The sequence below is a fragment of the Ruegeria sp. CDSC081 genome (assembly GCF_059610485.1).
In genome coordinates this window covers 248,562-269,831 of the sequence record NZ_JBXWNS010000005.1, presented here as the reverse complement: position 1 = coordinate 269,831, position 21,270 = coordinate 248,562, and the positions used below count along the sequence as shown (strand labels likewise).

Genomic DNA, 21,270 nt, shown 5'->3' with positions numbered 1-21,270 from the left:
AGAGTAATTTTAGCCAGTTGCTTCGGTAACCAAAGAGCCCATGACAGTTGGGCAAAGATCATATTACGTCGCCCGGACAGGGGCGACGTAGTCTATTTCAAACGGGCTCCAATACCTTAACCTGGATATGCGCCACACCGCCCCGCTCGTGGTGCATGGCCAATTCTTCCGAGTCAAAGAACTCGCGTGCCCGGGTCAGATCCCTTACTTCGAACATCGCAACCGCATGATCACGCTGATCGGGGTCTTTCCAGATGTGGAGGTCGCGGATACCCGCGGCCTCCCGCATTGGCTTGTCTTCGCGAAACACCTTTAACCAGACATCGAAATCGGCAACGTCAGCCTGCCAGAGAACATGAGTTGCCATGGTTATAGATCCATCAGCAGACGACGTGGGTCTTCTAGCGCCTCTTTCACGCGCACTAGGAAGGTCACAGCACCTTTGCCGTCCACGATCCGGTGGTCATAGGACAGAGCCAGATACATCATCGGGCGGATCTTGACCTCTCCGTTGATGGCCATCGGACGGTCCTGAATCTTGTGCATACCAAGAATACCCGACTGCGGCGGGTTCAGGATCGGCGAGGACATCAGCGAGCCATAGACGCCGCCGTTCGAAATGGTGAAGGTGCCGCCCTGCATCTCTTCCATGCTCAGCTTGCCGTCACGGGCGCGCCTGCCCTTTTCGGCGATGGCCTTTTCGATCGCGGCAAATGACATCGAATCCGCATCACGGATGACCGGAACAACAAGACCGGTCGGCGTGCCTGCGGCGACACCCATATGCACAAAGTTCTTATAGACAATGTCGGTGCCATCAATCTCGGCATTCACTTCGGGCACTTCTTTCAGTGCATGACAGCAGGCCTTGGTGAAGAAGGACATAAAGCCCAGACGGACGCCGTGCTTCTTCTCGAACTGGTCTTTGTACTGGTTGCGCAGGGCCATCACCTCGGTCATGTCCACCTCATTATAGGTGGTCAGCATGGCGGCGGTGTTCTGGCTGTCTTTCAGGCGTTTGGCGATGGTCTGGCGCAGGCGTGTCATGCGCACACGTTCCTCGCGGCTGGCATCCTGTGCGGCAACGGGTGCGCGTGGTGCCTGGGTCGCAGGTGCGGGTGCCGCAACAGCGGGCGCTGGGGCCGCGACTGCCTTGGCCACATCTTCCTTCATGATACGTCCGTCGCGTCCGGTTCCCGTGACCTGATCGGCGGACAGGCCAGCCTGGGCCATGGCTTTCTCAGCCGAAGGCGCGTTGGCTATGTCTTTGCCACCACCATCGCTGCTGCCCGCTGCAGGTGCTGCCGCTGCCGGAGTGGCTACTGCCCCTGCTGCTGAACCCGAGATCACCGCCAGCTTGGCTGCGGCATCTACAGTTGCGCCTTCAGGGGCAACGATTTCTGCCAGAACACCCGCCACAGGGGCGGGAACCTCAACCGAGACCTTGTCGGTCTCCAGCTCACACAGCATCTCGTCCTGAGCGACGCTGTCGCCGACCTGTTTGAACCAGGTCGAGACCGTCGCTTCGGTCACGGATTCGCCCAGCGTGGGCACCATCACATCAATGCTGCCGCCCGAGGCTGCCGGTGCTGCGGCAGGCGCAGGTGCGGCGGCTGGGGCCGGGGCGGCACCTTCTCCGGCGACGATTGTCGCCAGCAGGGCATCAACACCAACGGTTTCGCCTTCGGCGGCGACAACCTCACCCATCACGCCAGCGGCGGGCGAGGGGACCTCGACCGTGACCTTGTCGGTTTCAAGCTCGCACAGCATTTCATCGACCGCGACTGCATCACCGGGTTTCTTGAACCAGGTGGCAACGGTGGCTTCGGTAACGGATTCGCCCAGCGTGGGAACACGAACTTCAATGGACATCATTACTTTCCTTCAATGCTCAGCGCTTCGTTCACCAGCGCTTCTTGTTGGGCTTTATGTTGGCTGGCCAGACCTGTCGCAGGTGAGGCCGAGGTGGCGCGGCCGACATAGACCGGGCGGGTATGTTTGGCGCCGATCCGGGTCAGGACCCATTCGATATTGGGTTCGATAAAAGACCATGCACCCTGGTTCTTGGGCTCTTCCTGACACCAGATGATTTCGGCTCCCTTGAACCGTTCCAGTTCATTGATCAGCGAATGCGCGGGGAACGGATAGTACTGTTCGATCCGCATCAGATAGACATCGTCGATGCCGCGCGCGTCACGCTCTTCCAGCAGGTCGAAATAGACCTTGCCGGAACACATCACGACCCGTTTGATTTTGTCATCCTTGACCAGGGTTGTGTCCGAGTTACCCTTTTGCGCGTCGTCCCACAGCACCCGGTGGAAGCTGGAGCCGGTGGTGAAATCCTCGGCCGTGCTGATCGCCAGCTTGTGGCGCAGCAGAGATTTCGGTGTCACCAGGATCAGAGGCTTGCGGAAGGTTCTGTGCAGCTGACGGCGCAGGATGTGGAAGTAGTTCGCAGGCGTCGTGCAGTTGGCTACGATCCAGTTGTCCTGACCACACATCTGCAGAAAGCGTTCCAGACGCGAGGACGAGTGTTCAGGCCCTTGCCCTTCGAACCCGTGCGGCAGCAGGGTCACCAGACCGGACATGCGCAGCCATTTGCTTTCGCCCGAGCTGATGAACTGATCGAACATGATCTGCGCACCGTTGGCGAAATCGCCGAACTGCGCCTCCCACAGGGTCAGAGCGTTGGGTTCAGCCAGGGAAAAGCCGTATTCAAAGCCCAGAACCGCGTATTCCGACAGCATCGAGTCGATCACCTCATATTGTGATTGACCAGCCCGGATGTTGTTCAGTGGATAGTACCGCTCTTCAGTTTCCTGATTGATAAAGCCGGAATGGCGCTGGCTGAACGTACCGCGCGTCGCGTCCTGTCCCGACAGGCGAACTGGATAGCCTTCGGTCAGCAATGATCCAAAGGCAAGCGCCTCACCCGTGGCCCAGTCAAAGCCTTTGCCGGTTTCGAACATTTGCTTTTTGTGGTCCAGCAGGCGGCCGACAGTTTTATGGAGTGCAAATCCCTCGGGGGCCCGGGTTAGCGATGCGCCAACCTCGGCCAGGGTTTCTGGTGCAATCGCAGTATCGCCGCGAACATATTCGTCTTTGTTCTTATCCAGATGCGCCCAACGCCCGTCCAGCCAGTCGGCCTTGTTGGGCTTATAGTCTTTGCCGGCTTCGAACTCATCATTCAGATGGGCCTGAAAGGCGGCTTTCATATCTTCGATCTCGCCTTCGGGGATCAACCCGTCCTTGACCAGCCGCTCCGTGTACAGTGACAGCGTGGTCTTATGGGTCTTGATCTTCTTGTACATGATCGGGTTGGTGAACATGGGCTCGTCGCCCTCGTTATGCCCGAACCGGCGATAGCAGAATATATCCAGAACCACGTCCTTGTGGAACTTCTGGCGAAACTCGGTCGCAACCTTGGCTGCGTGTACCACCGCCTCGGGGTCGTCGCCATTCACGTGGAAGATCGGGGCTTCAACCATCAGTGCGATATCCGTGGGATAAGGGCTGGAGCGCGAGAAATGCGGTGCAGTGGTAAAGCCGATCTGGTTGTTCACCACGATATGCATGGTGCCGCCGGTCCTGTGACCGCGCAGGCCGGACAGGCCGAATCCTTCGGCAACGACACCCTGACCGGCAAAGGCCGCATCGCCATGCAGTAGAATGGCCATGACTCTGGTCCGGTCGGTGTCGTTCAACTGATCCTGCTTGGCGCGGACCTTGCCCAGAACAACAGGGTTCACCGCCTCAAGGTGGCTTGGGTTAGCGGTCAATGACAGGTGTACGCTGTTGCCGTCAAATTCGCGGTCGCTTGAGGCGCCCAGGTGGTATTTTACATCGCCCGAGCCATCCACGTCCTCAGGCTTGAAGCTGCCCCCCTGGAATTCGTTAAAGATGGCGCGGTATGGCTTGGCCATTACATTCGCTAGAATGTTCAGACGTCCGCGGTGTGGCATGCCGATGACAATATCGCTCAGGCCTAGGGCCCCGCCGCGTTTGATGATCTGTTCCATCGCGGGGATCAGTGCTTCGCCGCCGTCCAGACCAAAGCGCTTGGTGCCCATGTATTTCACGTGCAGGAACTTTTCGAACCCTTCGGCCTCGACCATCTTGTTCAGGATGGCCTTGCGGCCCTCTTTGGTGAACGCGATTTCCTTGCCATAGCCTTCGATCCGTTCCTTCAGCCAGGCAGCCTCTTCCGGGTTCGAAATATGCATGTATTGCAGCGCGAAGGTGCCGCAATAGGTGCGTTTCACGATCTCGACGATCTGGCGCATGCTGGCCATCTGCAGGCCCAGCACGTTGTCGATAAAGATCGGGCGATCCATATCGGCATCGGTAAACCCATAAGTTTTGGGGTCCAATTCCGGATGCGTGCTGGCAGCCCGCATGCCCAACGGGTCCAGATCGGCGGCCAGATGACCCCGAATACGATAGGCCCGGATCAGCATCAGCGCCCGCAGACTGTCCAGAACTGCGCGCTTAATCTGGTCTTCGCTGACGGCAACGCCTTTGTCGGCGGCTTTTTCCTTGATCTTCTTACCCGCCGCCTTGGCGTCGATCTCGGCCCATTCGCCAGTCAACGCACCGGTCAGATCATCCGTCGGCATCGGCGGCCAGTCGGACCGCGCCCACGAAGGCCCCTCGGCCTCGCGCTGGACATCAGGCGAGGCGTCGCCCATGGCCTTGAAGAACTCGGCCCAGGCGGCATCCACCGCGCCGGGGTTCTTGGAATACTGGGCGTAGAGCTGCTCCAGATATTCGGCGTTATGCCCCTGCATAAAGCTTGAGGCGTGGAAGGCAGAGTTGGGCGTATGTTCGGTCATTGTAGGACCTCAAATGCGATTTCGGGTTTGGTATGGTTTAGTCTTGCGGATCTTCGGGGTAGTTTCCGGCCTCGAATATCCAGGTCATTCTTCGTCGAACGATATCTATCGTATCTGCGTCGAAATAATCGGGCACCGGAATGCCTTTTCGGCGTTCGGCCATCGACTTCTCGTGCGGCAATTCAAAGCTGTCTTCCGGCAACCCAAAGGATCGATAAATCTCTTTCAGATCTGACTGCAGGTTTTCCTTGCGGACGAACTTGTCCACGATCAGCTTGTTGTTGATCGAGACTATGTCCCAGTTATTGCCCCAGGCCTTTGACCGGATGAACTCTTTGAACTGAGCAATTTCGGTCTGCGGGTCTTCCGAGGGCAATCCTTGCTGATGTTTCCGAAAGTGGTAGTCGGATACAGCACGATCGAATGGATTTCGTACGTTGGCGATCTTTGTATAGGAATCAAAGGTCTTTGCCCCAAGATTGGCTCGAACCTGTTTCGCAGGCATATGGTTGCGCCATGCGTATTTGCGCCAGAACTGCCATTTTGGCCGGACCAAACTTGCAGTTTTCCCACGAGCACCGACAATACCGTATTTCGATACGCGGATTTGCCCATTTTCAAGCCGCGGAAGACCGGGTTCTTCGCATAAAGGCTGAAGCGCTATCTCGGTAGAGGTTCCCGCTGTCTTTGTCGTCTTGAGGTAGACAAACTTATGCTCATGGCAAACCAAAACCATGTCAGATGGCCCCTCTGGCTACAGGGGCCGCTTGTAGAGAGTTTACGCTCAGCAGGTTCATTGAGGGACCTCTGAAGGATTGGGACCGTATTGGTTGGTGCCAGGCTGGCTGGGTCGGGCCAGCCACCACAGCACCAGAAGGGGAGAAACAAACAGGACTATAAATGTAGGAACGACGATCAGCAGTGTGGCGCGGGTGAACAGGATGTCCAGATTGCCACCATGCTGGAAATGCGAGGCGAGACCGATGCCAAAGACCAGTACGGCCCCGGCGCCAAAGAACAGCAGGATTGGCAGCAGCGCATACAGCCCGCTGCGCCCGGTATCATGCATCCGCCGCCATGCGACGGCCAGATGCGGGAAGAACACGATTAGACCAACAATACCCTGCACAGGCTGCGAAGACGTGACGGACACGGATCTGGACGTCTCGGTTTCAGTCACAGCGACTTGCGTGAAGAACTGCGCGTCGATGATCCCGGCGATGATGCTCCAGATCAGGATGAACAGGAAAAAGAACCAGTATTCAGGCCGCGAGGCACGACCCGAGAAGGTGAAGAACTTGGAGAAACAGGTGCGGATGGCGTCGGAGAAGGTCATGGTGCGACCTCTCCATCGTTCACTATTGGATCAAATCGATTTCGGTTTTGCTCTGATTGCCGCGCCAACCAAACGATCACGCAAATCACACTAATAACAGCGATGAGCCAGGCAATCATAAACATCGCGCCGCTTTGCGGCAGCCTCACCGTTTCCGCTATGTCGAACTCTGCCGGAATTGCACTGAGATCAATTGCGACTGGTTGCGATGTTAGAAAGATAATCAAAGCCGAAAGAGCGAACGCAGGAATCGGCAAGAGTACGTGCCAACCCGGGCGGCCAATGTCGTGCATTCGCCGCCAAGCCGCAGAAAGAAGAGGTATTGCTGTCAAGAGTTGTAGAGCAAGCCCCATCCACCCGCCGTCATAGGAGTAATGTGTTACCAAGCCTTGTGTCTGTTCGCCTTGCGAGTTGACTGACACCTTAAAACTCTGGGTTACGGTTGGTCCGAAAAGCACAGAATTCAGAATTGTGACTACGACCGATGCAAGCAGCATGAACAGTACAAATTTCCAGAATTCGGGCCGAGAGGCTCTTCCCGAGAAAACAAAGTACTTTGAGAAGCATGTACGTGTGGCTTCAATAATCGTCATCATACTTCCCGGGGCGCATCACTGTTTCAAACAGGGCGGACGCCAGCCGTCCACCCTGACTACCGAGCTTAGCTCTCAGAGCATATGCCCGGCCCTCGGTCACTTACCCAATCGCTTCCAGCACAGCCTCACCCAGCTGCGCCGGGCTTTCGGCCACGACGATACCGGCTGAGCGCATGGCTTCGATCTTGTCCTCGGCACCACCTTTGCCGCCGGCGACGATCGCGCCTGCGTGGCCCATGCGGCGGCCCGGAGGAGCCGTGCGACCCGCGATAAAACCAGCGGTGGGTTTCGAGCGGCCCTTCTTGGCCTCATCCGCCAGGAACTGCGCGGCTTCTTCTTCGGCCGAGCCACCGATCTCACCGATCATGATGATCGAGTGGGTTTCATCATCCGCCAAGAACCATTCCAGAACGTCGATATGCTCGGTGCCTTTGATCGGGTCGCCGCCGATGCCCACACAGGTGGACTGGCCCAGACCCACATCAGTGGTCTGCTTGACGGCCTCATAGGTCAGGGTGCCAGACCGCGACACAACGCCGACCGAGCCGCGCTTGTGGATGTGGCCGGGCATGATGCCGATCTTGCAGGCGTCAGGCGTGATCACACCGGGGCAGTTCGGACCGATCAGGCGCGAGCTTGAGCCTTCCAGAGCGCGCTTGACCTTCATCATGTCCAGAACCGGGATGCCTTCGGTGATGCAGACGATCACTTCCATCTCGGCATCAATCGCTTCGAGGATCGAGTCCGCCGCAAACGGCGGCGGCACATAGATCACCGATGCGTTGGCTTCGGTCACGTGCTTGGCCTCGTGGACCGAGTTGAACACGGGCAGGTCAAGGTGGGTCATCCCGCCTTTGCCGGGGGTCACGCCGCCGACCATCTTGGTGCCATAGGCGATGGCCTGTTCAGAGTGGAATGTGCCCTGCGAGCCGGTAAAGCCCTGACAGATCACTTTGGTATTTTCGTCGATGAGGACTGCCATTTGGCGTTCTCCTATTTTTACCATTGATGGGTCAGGTGACCCTTAAGGTATTGGTTGTAGGCTCACGCCCATTCAAACTTTGATCCGTGCGCTGAAGTAGTGTTCGCCGCCGATTACACCCACGTCCCGGATGCTGATCGGACCCAAGTCGCTTTGCAAAGCGTTAAAAGTCCCATTGACCGTTGATGGATTTTCGTTGGACACAAACACAATTGAGCAGGCAGTATCGGTCAGTTTGACCGAAAGATCTTGTTTCTGATGAAAGTATGTCGTTGTTTTCGAGTTCTGGACAAATCCATTTGCCGCCGCTGCGTCTTCCAAAGCACTGCGTCCCAATTCTGCCTGACCACACAGCGCGCGGAAATACGCCGTAGCTTGTCCGGCCGAGACCGGATTGGCGCCTGGACCCGCGTTTGATGACCGCTTGATTTCTGGCGGGTTCGACGGCGACGTGCTCTCAGTTGTTGTTTGACAGGCGGCCAAGCTAAGCAGTGCGCCTGCAAACAACAGTGGCTTACTGAAAAGACCCACGAATTTACCCCTTAACCGCCTTCACGATCTTCTCGGCACCGTCTTTTAGGTTGTCCGCTGCGATCACGTCCAGGCCCGAGGTGTTGATGATCTCTTTGCCCTTCTCGACATTGGTGCCTTCCAGACGCACAACCAGCGGAACTTGCAGGCCGACCTCTTTCACCGCGGCCACAACGCCCTCAGCAATCACGTCACAGCGCATGATGCCGCCGAAGATGTTGACCAGAATGCCTTTGACCTGCGGGTCAGAGGTGATGATCTTGAACGCCTCGGTGACTTTCTCTTTGGTGGCACCGCCGCCGACGTCGAGGAAGTTGGCAGGCTCGGCCCCGTACAGCTTGATGATGTCCATCGTTGCCATCGCCAGACCGGCGCCGTTGACCATGCACCCGATCTCACCATCCAGCGCGATGTAGTTCAGGTCGTATTTGCTGGCTTCCAGTTCCTTGGGGTCTTCCTCGGTCGTGTCGCGCAGTTCTGAAATATCCGGATGGCGATACATCGCGTTGCCGTCAAAACTGACCTTGGCGTCCAGCACCTTGAGGTCGCCGCTGTCGGAGACGATCAGCGGGTTGATCTCCAGCATTTCCATGTCCTTCTCGACGAAGGCGGCATAGAGCTGGCTCATCAGTTTGACGCATTGTTTGACCTGTGCGCCCTGCAGACCCAGTGAGAATGCGATGCGGCGGCCGTGATAGGCCTGATAACCGGTGGCTGGGTCAACCGAGAAGGACAAGATTTTCTCAGGCGTGGCTGCGGCCACCTCTTCGATATCCATGCCGCCTTCGGTCGAGCAGACGAATGAGATGCGGCTGGTCTGGCGGTCTACCAACAGGGCCAGGTACAATTCCGTTTCGATGCCGGACCCTGCTTCGATATAGATGCGGTTGACCTGTTTGCCTGCGGGGCCGGTTTGATGGGTGACCAACGTGCGCCCCAGCATCTTCTTGGCTTCCTCGGCGGCCTCTTCAACCGATTTGGTCAGACGGACGCCGCCTTTTTCCCCGGCATCGGATTCCTTGAAAGACCCCTTGCCGCGGCCGCCCGCGTGGATCTGCGCTTTGACGACCCAAAGAGGTCCGTCCAACTCACCGGCTGCGGTTTTAGCTTCCTCGGCGCGCAGGACCGCGCGACCGTCGGAAACCGGGGCGCCATAGCTGCGAAGAAGCGCTTTGGCCTGATATTCGTGAATGTTCATCGAAACTGTCCCGTCTGACTACGATTGACCGATATAGGCGTGTCTAAGGGGTAAGTTTAAAGGCTTTTTTGATGTTGAGTAGGTTTTTCACGAAGATTTTCATTATTTGTGATCACAGCATTTCAGGGTGTGATCACAAAACTTGAGTCGGTATTGAGCGTTGATTCGTCGGGAAATTCACCCAATAGAATATGACGTTTTCAAGCTAGCGCTAACCTATCCGCGTCTGAGGCGGACGATACCCTTTTTCACAGACATCACCAGTTTGCGCAGTTTGCCCAACAAGCCTTTGTCGGCCAGTGGTCGGACTTTTTTCGACGCGCCGGGCGTGAGCTGTGCGTCGGCTTCGATAAGGCTGTTGATATGACGTTCGAGATCGGGCCCTACCAAACCGGCGACAGTTCTAGCGCTGTCCAGCCGCTTGTCATGACGGCTGTGAAATTTGTAGTGATGCAGCAGGCGCGGGGCGCTGTGCAGAAAACCAAACATCTCGGCCTGACGATAATCGAGGAAGTTGTACTCGGGCGGCAGAACTGCCAGTCGCAACGCGCTGGCAAACAGCTTTTCGCGGATCAGCGCCTGATCTGAGGTCAGGTTTTCCGAGATGATAGTCTCTTGCACATCTCGCAGGAAATCCAGCACTGCGTCCGAAGTGCGAATTCCAACCAGCCCGCCATTGAGATGGGGGAATGCGTTGGGCAGCGGAGTTTTCCAAACACGTTGCGCATGGGCCGAGTTGCGCAAAGGGTCATGGACCATCGCGATATCAAACTGCTCCAAGACGGTGAAGATATCCGACATATCTGCCAGACAGCGCACATCGGCATCCAAATAGACCGTCTTTTCGAACCGGGACCGCACAAGGCTTTCGAACTTGGGTCGGAACCAGCTTTTGTCCAGCATGTGGATTTGGTCAAACACTTCTGTTCCCGGGATGTTTTCGAGGTCGGTGAACAGGTCGACCGCTACATCCGGCATGGCGACCTTTAACGACCGAGCCGCTGCCACCGCTGTTTCGATGTAATCCTTACCGCTTGCGGCAATCACAAATCCCTGGGGCGACATGGCAATCTTCCAAAAAATGACCCGGCCCACCAAAGGTGAGCCGGGCACTGTTTAACGGTATTAGGCGGATCAGGCCAGAGAGCTGTCGATGCCTTTACATGCTTCGATCAAACCCTTCACGGCGTTGACCGAGTTGTCGAAACCGGCCTGCTCTTCTTCGTTGAGCTTGATGTTGACGATACGCTCGATACCGCCTGCGCCGATCACGGTGGGTACGCCGACATACATGCCTTCGACACCCAGCTCTCCGTCGCAATAAGCGGCGCAGGGCAGGACGCGTTTCTGGTCTTTCAGATAGGCTTCGGCCATTTCGATTGCCGATGTGGCAGGCGCATAGAAAGCCGAACCTGTTTTCAACAGGCCAACGATTTCAGCCCCGCCGTCTCGGGTACGCTGCACGATTGCGTCCAGTTTCTCTTGTGTGGTCCAGCCCATCTCGACCAGATCGGGAAGCGGGATGCCCGCTACGGTAGAATAACGAACCGAAGGAACCATGGTGTCGCCGTGGCCACCCAGAACAAAGGCAGTGACGTCGCGCATCGACACGTTGAATTCTTCCGACAGGAAGTGGGCAAAACGGCCCGAGTCCAGAACGCCGGCCATGCCGCAGACCTTGTTGTGCGGCATGCCCGAGAATTCACGCAGAGCCCAGACCATCGCGTCCAGCGGGTTGGTGATGCAGATGACAAAAGCATCGGGCGCGTTGGCGGCGATGCCTTCACCGACCGACTTCATGACTTTCAGGTTGATGCCCAGCAGGTCATCACGGCTCATGCCTGGCTTGCGTGGGACACCTGCGGTGACGATGCAAACGTCGGCGCCTGCGATGTCCTCATAGGACTGGGTGCCTTTTAGCTTGGCGTCGAACCCTTCGGAAGGGCCGGATTCTGCGATATCCAGCGCCTTGCCTTCCGGAGTGCCCTCGGCGATGTCGAACAGCACGACGTCACCGAGTTCCTTCATTGCTGCGAGGTGGGCGAGCGTGCCGCCGATCTGACCTGCGCCGATCAGCGCGATCTTGGGTCTGGCCATTTGGAAAATCTCCGGTCGGTATTGAAATCGCGGTTTTGCTAGTCCTAAAACCGGCGCTACGCAAGCCTTCTGCGGCGCGGCATGCCACCGCATACCGTTTGCATGTCTCCTACCGATTGCGCTAAACCGCCTGTGACTCATGCATATTTACGGGACGCCGCATGTTCGAGATGGACCTGATGTTTTTTGCCGTGGCGATCCCTGCTGTGATCTTCGCCGGCATCTCGAAGGGTGGGTTTGGCTCGGGGGTGGCGTTTGCCGCATCATCGATTCTGGCACTGATCCTGACACCGGGACAGGCGCTTGCACTGATGTTGCCAATTCTGATGGTAATCGACGTCGCTACGCTGGGCCCCTATTGGAAACGCTGGAGCTGGCCGGATTCACGCCTGCTGATCGTGGGGGCAGTGCCCGGTGTGGCAGTGGGCGCCTGGCTGTATCGCGCCACGAATGACGACCTTCTGCGCCTGCTGATCGGAGGAATTTCAGTGGGGTTCGTGATCTGGCATGTGGCCCAGAGAAAGGGCTGGATCCGCGGCTTTGCCAATCGCCTGCCGCCATTTGCGGGAATTCTTGCGGGGTTGGTCGCCGGGTTCACCAGCTTTGTCAGTCATGCGGGCGGCCCGCCCGCCGCCGTCTATCTGATATCGCAGCGTCTGTCGAAAACCGAGTTTCAGGCGAGCACTGTGCTGGTCTTCTGGGTCATCAATGTCGCTAAATTCATTCCGTATGCCTATCTGGGTCTGTTCACATGGCACACTGCGCTGGCCGACTTGTTGCTGGCTCCATTTGCCGTGCTTGGTGCATGGCTGGGTGTGCGCGCGCATTTCATGATATCCGAACGCCTGTTCTTCGGTATTGCCTACGTTTTGCTGATGCTGACCGGAACAAAACTGATCTGGGAGGCCCTGAGCTAGACATTGGGCGGTAGTGCTTCGGCCATATCTTCGTAGGACTGGCCCGAAGCCACAAGGCAGGTCATTCCATCCGGTAATGTCACAGTAATAGTCCAGCTTCCGCTTTGATCAGAGGCAAAGACTTCCATCACCGCACCTTGTCGGGCGATGCCAATGCTCTTACGCGTTTCGCCATAAGTCTCGGCCAGTCGAGTTATGACCTCGTCGCGGGGGGCGCAGCTTTGAGCCTGCACCTGCTGGGCGGCCAGAACCATGATACCCAGCCCCATTGTCATATTGAACAGCGTCTTGCTCATCGGTGAACCCTTTTGATTGCGATCTGCCAAGACGGTGACCGGTGCAGACCGAAATACGGTTAAAGGAACGCACGTTGCGTCGTTAATGCTGCGGTGCGGCAAGTTTGCGCTTGAACTTTCCTACAGAAAATGCCCCATTCTGCGCAACATTATTTCAAGAGGCCGAAGCCAATGGACCCCCGTCAGCGACCCTACCGTTCCGTATTGTACATTCCTGGTTCCAAAGACCGGGCGTTGGACAAGGCCCGCAACCTGCCTGTTGATGCGGTTATTTTTGACCTCGAAGATGCGGTCACAGCGGACGAAAAAAACAACGCGCGCGAAACGCTCGGGGCTGCCTTGGCTGCTGGCGGTTATGGGGCGCGGGTCAAGATCGTACGAATCAATGGCCTAGATACCGAATGGGGCCGGGCCGATGCCCAAGCCGTGCGGGACATGGACGTGGATGCGGTTCTGCTGCCCAAAGTGAATTCTGCCGCAGATGTGGATGCGTTGGCCGCAATAACCGGTGATCTGCCGATATGGGCCATGATGGAGACGCCGCGCGGGATGCTGAACGCCGCCGAAATTGCCGCGCATCCGCAGATGGCGGGCTTCGTCATGGGCACCAACGATCTGGCCAAGGAATTGCAGACACGGTTCCGCCAAGACCGCCTGCCGTTGCAGACGTCGCTGGGCCTGTGCCTGTTAGCCGCCAAGGCCGAGGGGCTGATCATCGTAGATGGCGTCTATAACGCCTTCAAGGACAGCGAAGGCCTGGCGGCCGAATGCGCGCAGAGCCGCGATATGGGCTTTGACGGCAAGACCCTGATCCATCCCGCACAGGTCGATGTCACCAACGACGCCTTCGCCCCATCGGATGAGGAAATCGATCTGGCACGCCGCCAGATCACCGCATTTGAAGAGACCGAAGCACAAGGGCAGGGCGTCGCGGTCGTCGATGGCAAGATCGTGGAAAACCTGCACGTTGCAACCGCCCGTGAAATTCTGGCAAAAGCAGAGGCGATTTCAGCTTTGCAAGCGGGGTAAGCCAGCATGGGCTTTGTTCTTCTGATTCTTGGTGTGGCGCTCTGGTGGGCCGCACATCTGTTCAAACGCGTGATGCCGGACCAGCGCGCGGCGATGGGCAAAGGCGGTGCGGGCGCGGTGGCGCTGGCACTGCTGGCGTCAATCCTGTTGATGATCTTCGGTTATCGCATGACCGATTTCATCCCAATCTGGTCGCCGCCGACCTTTCTGGTCCACGTCAACAACCTGCTGGTGCTGATCGCTATCTATATGATGAGCCCCGCAGGCCAAAAGGGCCGTTTGCTGAACAAGCTGCGTCACCCGATGCTGGGCGGCATGAAGCTCTGGGCCTTTGCGCATTTGCTGGTCAATGGTGATCTGGCCTCAATCGTCTTGTTCGGCGGCTTGCTGGCCTGGGCGGTGGTCGAAGTGATCGTGATCAACAAATCCGAGCCGGACTGGACACCGGGCGAGCCGGGCACTTACGGCAAGGATGCGATGTTCTTTATCGCGTCGATCGTTCTGCTGGGCATTATCGGCTATATTCACGGGCTGGTTGGTCCGTCGCCGTTTGGTTCATAAAGGTTTGACAACATGGCAACACTCTATCGTCTGCTGACCGAGGAAGACACCGCAGCCTTCTGTCACAAAGTGTCGGACGCGCTGGCAAAAGGGTGGGAGCTGTATGGTGACCCGTCCTATGCCTTTGACACTGCAAACAACGTGATGCGTTGTGCGCAGGCCGTGACCAAAGAGGTTGCGACCGACTATTCCCCTGAAATGAAACTGGGACAGCAATAATGGCAAAAACCAATCCGGGCCGTTTCTTCGAGGATTATTCTGTAGGGCAAGTGCTGCACCACGCGGTGCCTCGCACCGTGACCGATGGCGAACGGGCGTTGTATCATGCGCTCTATCCGGCGCGTCATGCTCTGTATTCCTCGGATGAGTTCGCCCGGAATTGTGGCCTGCCGCAAAGCCCGATCGATGATCTGGCGGCGTTTCACGTGGTGTTTGGCAAGACTGTCCCTGATGTATCGCTGAATGCTGTGGCTAATCTGGGCTATGCTGAGGGGCGTTGGCTGAAGCCGGTTTATCCCGGCGATACGCTGCGGTCGGAATCCGAAGTGATTGGGGTCAAGCAGAACTCGAACGGAAAAACCGGTGTGGTGTGGGTGCGAACCCGTGGCCTGAACCAGCGCGATGAGGTGGTTATTGAGTATGTCCGCTGGGTGATGGTGCGCAAATCGAACCCTGACGCGCCCGCCCCGGACACGGTGGTGCCCGAGTTGAAACAGGTGCTGGAGCCACAGGATCTGGTAGTGCCACAAGGGCTGAACTTTTCCTCCTATGAATTTGTTCAGGCCGGTGAGGCGCATCGGTGGGGCGATTACGCGATTGGTGAGAAGATTGATCATGTGGACGGCGTCACCGTGGAAGAAGCCGAGCATATGCTGGCCACGCGGCTTTGGCAGAACACTGCCAAGGTTCATTTCGATCTGACCTTCCGTCCCGAAGGCCGTCTGATCTATGGCGGGCACGTGATCTCGATGGCGCGGACCCTGTCGTTCAACGGATTGGCAAATGCGCAGATGATCGTCGGGTTGAACGGTGGCGCCCATGCCAACCCTTGCTTCTCAGGTGATACGATTAAGGCCTGGTCAGAGGTGCTGGACAAAGCCGAAACCGGCATCCCCGGCGTTGGGGTGGTCCGGTTGCGGCTGGTTGCCACGAAGGGCGGAGAGCCATTCGAGTTGAAAAATGACGATGGCCGATATCTGCCCAACGTTCTGTTGGACCTCGACTACTGGGCTTTGATGCCAGTCTGACCCCACATTCATTTGAACGCAGCCTGCAATATTCGTGCTAGGCTGCGACCATGTCTCTGCTTCGCTCTTTCGTCGCCTGTTTCTTTCTGGCCCCGACCGCCGAGGCGTGTGATCTTGCTTTGGCTCTGGCCGTTGATGTCTCGGGATCGGTGGATTCGAACGAATACCGCATACAAATGGACGGCCTGGCCGCTGGATTGCGTGACCCCATCGTCTCCGAGGCGCTCGTGCGCGGGAATGCGCGGTTGATGCTGGTCCAATGGACCGGAGCCTCTCGTCAGAAGGTGACGATCCCCTGGACACATATGGATAGCTTTGAAGCCATAGATAGTTTCGCCAGACAGGTGGCTGCGGATGCTAGAGTCTGGCGCAATTTTTCGACTGCAATCGGTGAGGCGCTTGAGACCACAATGTCCAGTTTCAGCGAGGTAACCGAATGCAAACGGCACCTGATTGATATCTCGGGTGATGGGGTTTCCAACGAAGGGGTTGAACCGTCCGAGATTCACGATGTGTTGCGTGGGAAAGGTGTCACGGTAAATGCCATCGCCATCGAGGAAAGCGAACCCGACTTGACGGCCTATTTCTTTGAGAACGTCATTGTAGGTGAGGGAGCGTTTGTCGTTTCGGCGGCCGGGTTCGAGGATTATCCGGCCCGCATCCGAAAGAAACTGTTGCGGGAAGTGACCCAGCAAACGGCCGGTCTGAAATAAGTGTGGCAGGGATTCGGAGCTGCAGGCGCTAACATCTGTTTCGTCTTATTTGATTTGTGATCACAAGAATATTTTGTGTGATCACTTTATCGCTTAATCTGTCATTTTGCGCGAATTCTGAGCTTTTTTGCAGCTGCAGCACGTGACAGTGTCGCAAAAACCAGTAAAACCTTCGGAAGCCAACCGAAAAGGAGCCGCCATGAGCGATGTAAATCGGGGCAACCGCCCGCTCTCACCGCATATCCGCATCTACCGCCCACAGATGACGTCTCTGTCGTCGATCATGGTTCGGATGACTGGATTGGCCGTGTTCGCAATCGCAGCACTTGTGGTGTGGTGGCTGTTGGCGGCGGCAACCTCTGAGGCGGCCTTTGCAGGCATAGACGGGTTTCTGCGCAGCTGGTTCGGTGATCTTGTCATGACCGGAGCGGCCTGGGGTTTGTGGTACCACACATTGGGCCGGTTGCGTCATGTCTTTTGGGATTTCGGCTACTGTCTGGATGTCGATCTATCTGAAAAGCTGGGATGGGGCATGTTCGTTGGTGCCACGATCCTGACCATCATCACCGTTCTTGTGGTTTAAGGAGACGTTCGATGCGATACCTGACTGACCGTAAACGCGCCGAGGGTCTGGGAGCGGGCAAATCCGGAACCCAAACACATTGGAACACAATGGTCCGGGCCATGATCCTGACTGTTCTGATTCCTCTCTTCATCTTCACATTTGGTGCGGGTCTGGGCGGAACCTACGAAGAGGTTCTGGCTTATTTCAGTCGCCCCTTCCCGGCGATCGTATGCGCGCTGACACTGATCGTTGCCCTGTTGCAGCTGATGTACGAAGCGCAGGAGGCCATCGAAGACTATATCCATGGTGTCGCCGAAAAAGTGACGCTGGTTGCGATGTGGGCGTTTGGCTACACGCTGATGGTTGCAGGGCTGTTCGCCCTGGTGAAACTCGCCCTGTGATGATGCGCGGTAAGGAATAAGTACAATGACAGCAGCATATAAATATGAAACCCACGAATACGACGTTGTTGTCGTAGGCGCAGGTGGTGCAGGTCTTCGCGCAACGCTGGGTATGGCGGAACAGGGTCTGCGCACGGCATGTGTTACCAAGGTGTTCCCGACCCGCTCGCACACGGTTGCCGCACAGGGCGGCATCGCGGCGTCGCTGTCGAATATGGGTCCTGACCACTGGCAGTGGCATATGTACGACACGGTCAAGGGCTCGGACTGGCTGGGCGACACCGACGCGATGGAGTATCTGGCCCGCGAAGCGCCAAAGGCGGTGTACGAGCTGGAGCATTACGGCGTGCCCTTCAGCCGGACCGAAGAAGGCAAGATTTATCAGCGTCCCTTTGGTGGCCACACCACCGAATTTGGCGAAGGCCCCGCCGTGCAGCGGACCTGTGCCGCCGCTGACCGGACCGGCCACGCAATCCTGCACACGCTCTATGGTCAGTCGTTGAAAAACAATGCTGAGTTCTACATCGAATATTTTGCCATCGATCTGATCATGTCCGACGACGGACAGTGTCAGGGCGTTGTCTGCTGGAAGCTGGACGATGGCACTATGCATGTGTTCAACGCCAAGATGGTCGTGCTGGCCACGGGTGGTTATGGCCGCGCCTATTTTAGCGCAACCTCGGCCCACACCTGCACCGGTGACGGTGGCGGCATGGTGGTCCGCGCGGGTCTGGCGCTGCAGGATATGGAGTTCGTTCAATTTCACCCGACCGGCATCTACGGCTCGGGCTGTCTGATCACCGAAGGTGCGCGGGGTGAGGGCGGGTACCTGACCAATTCCGAAGGCGAACGGTTCATGGAGCGTTATGCGCCTCAGTACAAAGACCTGGCACCGCGCGACTATGTCTCGCGCTCAATGACTATGGAAATCCGCGAAGGACGTGGTGTGGGTACCGAAGGGGATCACATCCACCTGAACCTTAGCCACTTGCCTGCCGAGGCTTTGGCCGAGCGTTTGCCGGGTATTTCCGAAAGCGCCAAGATCTTTGCCGGTGTGGACGTGACCAAAGAACCGATCCCGGTTCTGCCCACCGTGCATTACAATATGGGCGGTATCCCGACCAACTATTGGGGTGAAGTTCTGAACCCCACCGCCGATGATCCAACCGCTGTCGTGCCCGGCCTGATGGCTGTGGGTGAGGCGGGTTGTGCCTCGGTCCATGGGGCGAACCGTTTGGGTTCAAACTCGCTGATCGATCTGGTGGTCTTTGGCCGCGCGGCGGCGATCCGGGCCGGCAAGGTTGTGGATGCCGATAGCGCCAACCCGGTTCTGAACCAGGGGTCGGTCGACAAAGCCTTTGATCGCTTTGACACCGTCCGTAACGCCAGCGGAGCGATCCCGACCGCCGATCTGCGGCTTGAGATGCAAAAGACCATGCAGGCTGACGCGGCCGTATTCCGCACCGCCAAAACCATGGCCGAAGGCGTTGAAAAGATGACGGCGATTGCCGCCAAAATGGACGACCTGAAAGTCACCGACCGCTCGCTGGTCTGGAACAGCGATCTGATGGAAACGCTGGAACTGACCAACCTGATGCCAAGCGCGCTGGCCACCATCGTTGGTGCCGAAGCGCGTAAGGAAAGCCGTGGTGCCCATGCGCATGAGGATTTCAGCGAACGCGACGACAAAAACTGGCGCGTTCACACGGTGTCCCGCGTGGACGGTAATAAAGTGAACCTCAGCTATCGCCCGGTGATCGTTGATCCGCTGAGCACCGAAGCAGAAGGCGGGATCAGTCTGAAGAAAATCGCGCCCAAGGCGCGGACTTTCTGATGTGATTGGGCAGTCCGCGACCAACCACCGGACTGCTCAAATTCTATGGGTACGTAATATCTGTACTTAGCCAATCGGCTATGGCGAGATGAATGTTTCAATGTACTCATTCACATCGGCTTCAGAGATTTCCTGACGCTGTGCCAATATGTCGAGAATTTTCAGGCTGACATCTGTGAACCCAAAAACACCTTCGGTTAGAATTGCCAGTCGCTTTAGCATCTGGCTGTTCAGCTCTGCGGGATCAGACAAGTCCCTGAGATAGATAATGTCCCCGTCCAGCATTTGTGTCGATTCAAAGTCCGAAAGAACTCCCGACCATTTCGATATGACCAGCCTGTTCTCGATATGCGCAAAACTATGGGGCAAAAACCCCAATTTTCTGAGAAATGTGTCAACCTCGCCAAAACCTGGCTGATTCTCGTACAATGGAAAAAACGATACTTCGGTCTGTATGACGGCGACATTTTTCAGCGTGTTTTCCGCCGAGGTAAACACCGAAAGTTCGGCGCCCTGAATGTCAATTTTCAGAAAGTCCACTGGACCCAAACCTGCGATATCATCCAGCCGCTGGGTTTGCATCTCCATACTGCCAATTTGCCTTGCAGCTTTGCGTAGGCCGCGCAGGTAAAAAAGTGTTTTTTCCCTTATTTTCAGCAAGGATGTCAAACCCGAGCCCTTGTAGATATTCAACAAGGCCGGTTTGCCGTCTCCGACTGCAAAGTTGAAATACTCTTCATTTGCACCTTTATTGCGTACGACCTCTTTCATCGTGTCTTCCTGAGGTTCAAAACCGACGACATTGCAGAGGTCGTTCTTTAGCAAATCACGGTAAGGGGCGTCATGGCGCATTGGATTGGCGCCAATATCGGCAATGCGTACAAAACTGGTCAAATCCAGAAGATCGTACAAAGCAGAAATGCGGGCGCTGAAAAGATTATCCATTTCTTAGAACCGTAAGCGCTTGGGCCAACTTGCGGCTGATCCGCTCTGGCGCGCGTTCCTGAGCGAATTCGAAGCACGCCCTACGTTTTTCAGCCAGTTCTGAATCGGACATTTCCATCACCTTCATCATCATGCGGATCAGTCCTCGAGGGTTTTGTGCGGGATACAGTAGATCATGACAGGATTCCGGGGTCGTCTGCCGGTGGGGTTCAATGTCCGGGGCGACAACTGGCAAGCCGAAGGTCATGGCAAGCATTGCGGTTCCAGAGGTGAAGGTTTGTGTAGATGGCAAAACATAGGCGTGAGCTTGGGAAAACACACTCGGAATGGCCTCATCTTCTACGCGTTCGCCTATCACGGTTACGTTTGAAATGGCGTCCAGCCGTCGTACCAATCGCCGACTGGGCCGAAAGACTCGGCCGACCACTGACATATGAAAGTCGAAACCCCTGTTGGTTAGCTTCCGGATGGCGAAATGAAGCCGGTCCAACTCGCGGTTTCCGCGCATCGCGCCAAATGTCAAAAAATGGGTCTGATCGCGTGGTTGCATCAGGCGTGCAAGCGTGATTTCGGCGCTTTCATAAACGCCTAGATAGCTTGGGTGAGGGATCAGGCAAATCTTATTCGGTTCCGCGTCATATTGGGCGATCATATGTTGCCGCGCATTTGGGGTATGGACATGGATCATATCGACCAGCTCTGCCAACTTGCGTCGCGCTGCGTGAAATCCATCGTTGCCCTCACGCGCTGAATGCGCGGTGCGATTGTGAATGGTCCAGATGACGCGACCACCGTTTGATTTATACAGTTCAAGTCCCGACACGGCATCTTGAAACAGGGCGTTGTTCGCGGAATCTTCACCATCCTTGATCGGAAACAGCCTGTCATCCCATTGGATATGCAGGATTCCGTGTTCGGTCTGAAATTCTGGTTTCGCAATCTCTGCAAAGTTCAGCTGTTTCATTGCAGCTAGAGAAAACTCTGGCTCGCATGCGCTGTACATCATGTTTTGATAGGGGTTTTTGGTGCCGTAGGGAATATTCAATACTCGTGTCTGCATACGGCACTCAGCTTTTGCTTTCTCGGGTGCAGACTCCATGCACATAAGCTCAATGTAAAGGTGAAATCACCCATCTTTATTGACTGTTTTCAAGGCTAAATGGTTGGCTTTCGCACTTGCAGCGTGTATC

Annotated in this window: 23 protein-coding genes; 9 read left to right on the top strand and 14 right to left on the bottom strand. The window is 56.6% G+C overall.

All coding sequences use genetic code 11. The features are described 5' to 3' along the window. Positions 1-97: 97 nt before the first annotated feature. From AC2FH9_RS11190 to mdh, 11 genes are all read right to left on the bottom strand, one after another. Positions 98-367 carry a hypothetical protein gene (locus tag AC2FH9_RS11190; RefSeq protein ID WP_496871556.1) on the bottom strand — a complete coding sequence of 90 codons (270 nt, stop codon included), beginning with the start codon at positions 365-367 and terminating at the stop codon, positions 98-100. 2 nt (positions 368-369) lie between these two features. Then, positions 370-1,872 (bottom strand): 2-oxoglutarate dehydrogenase complex dihydrolipoyllysine-residue succinyltransferase, encoded by a 1,503-nt coding sequence (odhB, locus tag AC2FH9_RS11185; protein WP_496871554.1) that lies wholly within the window; start codon positions 1,870-1,872, stop codon positions 370-372. Positions 1,873-1,874: 2 nt separating this feature from the next. Next, complete coding sequence (locus AC2FH9_RS11180) at positions 1,875-4,832, bottom strand: 2-oxoglutarate dehydrogenase E1 component (protein WP_496871553.1); 2,958 nt, start codon at positions 4,830-4,832, stop codon at positions 1,875-1,877. 37 nt (positions 4,833-4,869) lie between these two features. After that, complete coding sequence (locus tag AC2FH9_RS11175) at positions 4,870-5,568, bottom strand: sulfotransferase family 2 domain-containing protein (RefSeq protein WP_282021642.1); 699 nt, start codon at positions 5,566-5,568, stop codon at positions 4,870-4,872. Positions 5,569-5,625: 57 nt separating this feature from the next. Then, positions 5,626-6,168 carry a DUF805 domain-containing protein gene (locus AC2FH9_RS11170; protein WP_496871550.1) on the bottom strand — a complete coding sequence of 181 codons (543 nt, stop codon included), beginning with the start codon at positions 6,166-6,168 and terminating at the stop codon, positions 5,626-5,628. Next, the gene (locus AC2FH9_RS11165; protein ID WP_496871548.1) at positions 6,165-6,764 is read right to left on the bottom strand and encodes a DUF805 domain-containing protein; all 600 of its coding nucleotides are present in this window, start codon (positions 6,762-6,764) and stop codon (positions 6,165-6,167) included. Before AC2FH9_RS11165 ends, AC2FH9_RS11170 begins: the two co-directional genes overlap by 4 nt. A 100-nt stretch (positions 6,765-6,864) precedes the next feature. Beyond that, positions 6,865-7,746 (bottom strand): succinate--CoA ligase subunit alpha, encoded by an 882-nt coding sequence (gene sucD / locus AC2FH9_RS11160; RefSeq protein ID WP_109312903.1) that lies wholly within the window; start codon positions 7,744-7,746, stop codon positions 6,865-6,867. A gap of 72 nt (positions 7,747-7,818) precedes the next feature. Beyond that, the gene (locus AC2FH9_RS11155; protein ID WP_142635474.1) at positions 7,819-8,067 is read right to left on the bottom strand and encodes a hypothetical protein; all 249 of its coding nucleotides are present in this window, start codon (positions 8,065-8,067) and stop codon (positions 7,819-7,821) included. Positions 8,068-8,281: 214 nt separating this feature from the next. Further along, a complete protein-coding gene (gene sucC / locus AC2FH9_RS11150; protein WP_496696438.1) occupies positions 8,282-9,475 on the bottom strand; it encodes an ADP-forming succinate--CoA ligase subunit beta in 1,194 nt (397 codons plus the stop codon). 216 nt (positions 9,476-9,691) lie between these two features. Continuing rightward, complete coding sequence (locus AC2FH9_RS11145) at positions 9,692-10,540, bottom strand: putative nucleotide-diphospho-sugar transferase (RefSeq protein ID WP_496871546.1); 849 nt, start codon at positions 10,538-10,540, stop codon at positions 9,692-9,694. A gap of 69 nt (positions 10,541-10,609) precedes the next feature. Beyond that, positions 10,610-11,572 (bottom strand): malate dehydrogenase, encoded by a 963-nt coding sequence (gene mdh / locus AC2FH9_RS11140; protein WP_142635480.1) that lies wholly within the window; start codon positions 11,570-11,572, stop codon positions 10,610-10,612. A gap of 161 nt (positions 11,573-11,733) precedes the next feature. On the opposite strand from mdh, the gene AC2FH9_RS11135 reads away from it, so the two are divergent. Then, positions 11,734-12,489, top strand: coding sequence for a sulfite exporter TauE/SafE family protein (locus tag AC2FH9_RS11135; protein WP_271948427.1), 756 nt, complete (start codon positions 11,734-11,736; stop codon positions 12,487-12,489). Here the strand turns inward: AC2FH9_RS11135 and AC2FH9_RS11130 are convergent. Beyond that, on the bottom strand, positions 12,486-12,785 hold the full coding sequence (locus AC2FH9_RS11130; RefSeq protein WP_271948426.1) for a hypothetical protein: 300 nt from the start codon (positions 12,783-12,785) through the stop codon (positions 12,486-12,488). The two genes, AC2FH9_RS11135 and AC2FH9_RS11130, sit on opposite strands and share 4 nt — an antisense overlap. A gap of 171 nt (positions 12,786-12,956) precedes the next feature. On the opposite strand from AC2FH9_RS11130, the gene AC2FH9_RS11125 reads away from it, so the two are divergent. The 8 genes from AC2FH9_RS11125 to sdhA all read left to right on the top strand — a co-directional run bounded on the left by AC2FH9_RS11125 (position 12,957) and on the right by sdhA (position 19,135). After that, entirely contained in the window at positions 12,957-13,814 is an 858-nt protein-coding gene (locus tag AC2FH9_RS11125) for an HpcH/HpaI aldolase/citrate lyase family protein (protein WP_496871545.1), read from the top strand. 6 nt (positions 13,815-13,820) lie between these two features. After that, the gene (locus AC2FH9_RS11120) at positions 13,821-14,375 is read left to right on the top strand and encodes an NnrU family protein (protein WP_496696430.1); all 555 of its coding nucleotides are present in this window, start codon (positions 13,821-13,823) and stop codon (positions 14,373-14,375) included. A gap of 12 nt (positions 14,376-14,387) precedes the next feature. Next, a complete protein-coding gene (locus AC2FH9_RS11115) occupies positions 14,388-14,594 on the top strand; it encodes a DUF1737 domain-containing protein (RefSeq protein WP_142635490.1) in 207 nt (68 codons plus the stop codon). After that, positions 14,594-15,622, top strand: coding sequence for a MaoC family dehydratase (locus AC2FH9_RS11110; protein ID WP_496750013.1), 1,029 nt, complete (start codon positions 14,594-14,596; stop codon positions 15,620-15,622). Before AC2FH9_RS11115 ends, AC2FH9_RS11110 begins: the two co-directional genes overlap by 1 nt. Before the next feature lie 50 nt (positions 15,623-15,672). Further along, on the top strand, positions 15,673-16,335 hold the full coding sequence (locus AC2FH9_RS11105; RefSeq protein ID WP_142635494.1) for a DUF1194 domain-containing protein: 663 nt from the start codon (positions 15,673-15,675) through the stop codon (positions 16,333-16,335). A 199-nt stretch (positions 16,336-16,534) separates the two neighbouring features. Beyond that, on the top strand, positions 16,535-16,918 hold the full coding sequence (gene sdhC / locus AC2FH9_RS11100) for a succinate dehydrogenase, cytochrome b556 subunit (RefSeq protein WP_142635496.1): 384 nt from the start codon (positions 16,535-16,537) through the stop codon (positions 16,916-16,918). Between the two features lie 11 nt (positions 16,919-16,929). After that, positions 16,930-17,301 carry a succinate dehydrogenase, hydrophobic membrane anchor protein gene (locus AC2FH9_RS11095; RefSeq protein ID WP_142635498.1) on the top strand — a complete coding sequence of 124 codons (372 nt, stop codon included), beginning with the start codon at positions 16,930-16,932 and terminating at the stop codon, positions 17,299-17,301. A gap of 25 nt (positions 17,302-17,326) precedes the next feature. After that, entirely contained in the window at positions 17,327-19,135 is a 1,809-nt protein-coding gene (gene sdhA, locus AC2FH9_RS11090; protein ID WP_496871542.1) for a succinate dehydrogenase flavoprotein subunit, read from the top strand. A 78-nt stretch (positions 19,136-19,213) separates the two neighbouring features. Here sdhA and AC2FH9_RS11085 read toward each other — a convergent pair whose 3' ends face one another. Both AC2FH9_RS11085 and AC2FH9_RS11080 read right to left on the bottom strand, forming a co-directional pair. Further along, the gene (locus tag AC2FH9_RS11085; protein WP_496871541.1) at positions 19,214-20,080 is read right to left on the bottom strand and encodes an FkbM family methyltransferase; all 867 of its coding nucleotides are present in this window, start codon (positions 20,078-20,080) and stop codon (positions 19,214-19,216) included. Next, entirely contained in the window at positions 20,073-21,044 is a 972-nt protein-coding gene (locus tag AC2FH9_RS11080) for a glycosyltransferase family 4 protein (protein ID WP_496871539.1), read from the bottom strand. The genes AC2FH9_RS11085 and AC2FH9_RS11080 overlap by 8 nt, the downstream gene beginning before the upstream one ends. Between the last annotated feature and the right edge of the window lie 226 nt (positions 21,045-21,270).

Coding starts and splice junctions, on each gene's coding strand:
- sucD (WP_109312903.1), bottom strand. CDS start 7,746: ATGGCAGTCCTCATCGACGAAAATACCAAAGTGATCTGTCAGGGCTTT.
- AC2FH9_RS11105 (WP_142635494.1), top strand. CDS start 15,673: ATGTCTCTGCTTCGCTCTTTCGTCGCCTGTTTCTTTCTGGCCCCGACC.
- sdhC (WP_142635496.1), top strand. CDS start 16,535: ATGAGCGATGTAAATCGGGGCAACCGCCCGCTCTCACCGCATATCCGC.
- AC2FH9_RS11115 (WP_142635490.1), top strand. CDS start 14,388: ATGGCAACACTCTATCGTCTGCTGACCGAGGAAGACACCGCAGCCTTC.
- AC2FH9_RS11170 (WP_496871550.1), bottom strand. CDS start 6,168: ATGACCTTCTCCGACGCCATCCGCACCTGTTTCTCCAAGTTCTTCACC.
- AC2FH9_RS11095 (WP_142635498.1), top strand. CDS start 16,930: ATGCGATACCTGACTGACCGTAAACGCGCCGAGGGTCTGGGAGCGGGC.
- sucC (WP_496696438.1), bottom strand. CDS start 9,475: ATGAACATTCACGAATATCAGGCCAAAGCGCTTCTTCGCAGCTATGGC.
- AC2FH9_RS11130 (WP_271948426.1), bottom strand. CDS start 12,785: ATGAGCAAGACGCTGTTCAATATGACAATGGGGCTGGGTATCATGGTT.
- odhB (WP_496871554.1), bottom strand. CDS start 1,872: ATGTCCATTGAAGTTCGTGTTCCCACGCTGGGCGAATCCGTTACCGAA.
- mdh (WP_142635480.1), bottom strand. CDS start 11,572: ATGGCCAGACCCAAGATCGCGCTGATCGGCGCAGGTCAGATCGGCGGC.
- sdhA (WP_496871542.1), top strand. CDS start 17,327: ATGACAGCAGCATATAAATATGAAACCCACGAATACGACGTTGTTGTC.
- AC2FH9_RS11180 (WP_496871553.1), bottom strand. CDS start 4,832: ATGACCGAACATACGCCCAACTCTGCCTTCCACGCCTCAAGCTTTATG.
- AC2FH9_RS11120 (WP_496696430.1), top strand. CDS start 13,821: ATGGGCTTTGTTCTTCTGATTCTTGGTGTGGCGCTCTGGTGGGCCGCA.
- AC2FH9_RS11135 (WP_271948427.1), top strand. CDS start 11,734: ATGTTCGAGATGGACCTGATGTTTTTTGCCGTGGCGATCCCTGCTGTG.
- AC2FH9_RS11175 (WP_282021642.1), bottom strand. CDS start 5,568: ATGGTTTTGGTTTGCCATGAGCATAAGTTTGTCTACCTCAAGACGACA.
- AC2FH9_RS11190 (WP_496871556.1), bottom strand. CDS start 367: ATGGCAACTCATGTTCTCTGGCAGGCTGACGTTGCCGATTTCGATGTC.
- AC2FH9_RS11165 (WP_496871548.1), bottom strand. CDS start 6,764: ATGATGACGATTATTGAAGCCACACGTACATGCTTCTCAAAGTACTTT.
- AC2FH9_RS11085 (WP_496871541.1), bottom strand. CDS start 20,080: ATGGATAATCTTTTCAGCGCCCGCATTTCTGCTTTGTACGATCTTCTG.
- AC2FH9_RS11125 (WP_496871545.1), top strand. CDS start 12,957: ATGGACCCCCGTCAGCGACCCTACCGTTCCGTATTGTACATTCCTGGT.
- AC2FH9_RS11110 (WP_496750013.1), top strand. CDS start 14,594: ATGGCAAAAACCAATCCGGGCCGTTTCTTCGAGGATTATTCTGTAGGG.
- AC2FH9_RS11145 (WP_496871546.1), bottom strand. CDS start 10,540: ATGTCGCCCCAGGGATTTGTGATTGCCGCAAGCGGTAAGGATTACATC.
- AC2FH9_RS11080 (WP_496871539.1), bottom strand. CDS start 21,044: ATGAAACAGCTGAACTTTGCAGAGATTGCGAAACCAGAATTTCAGACC.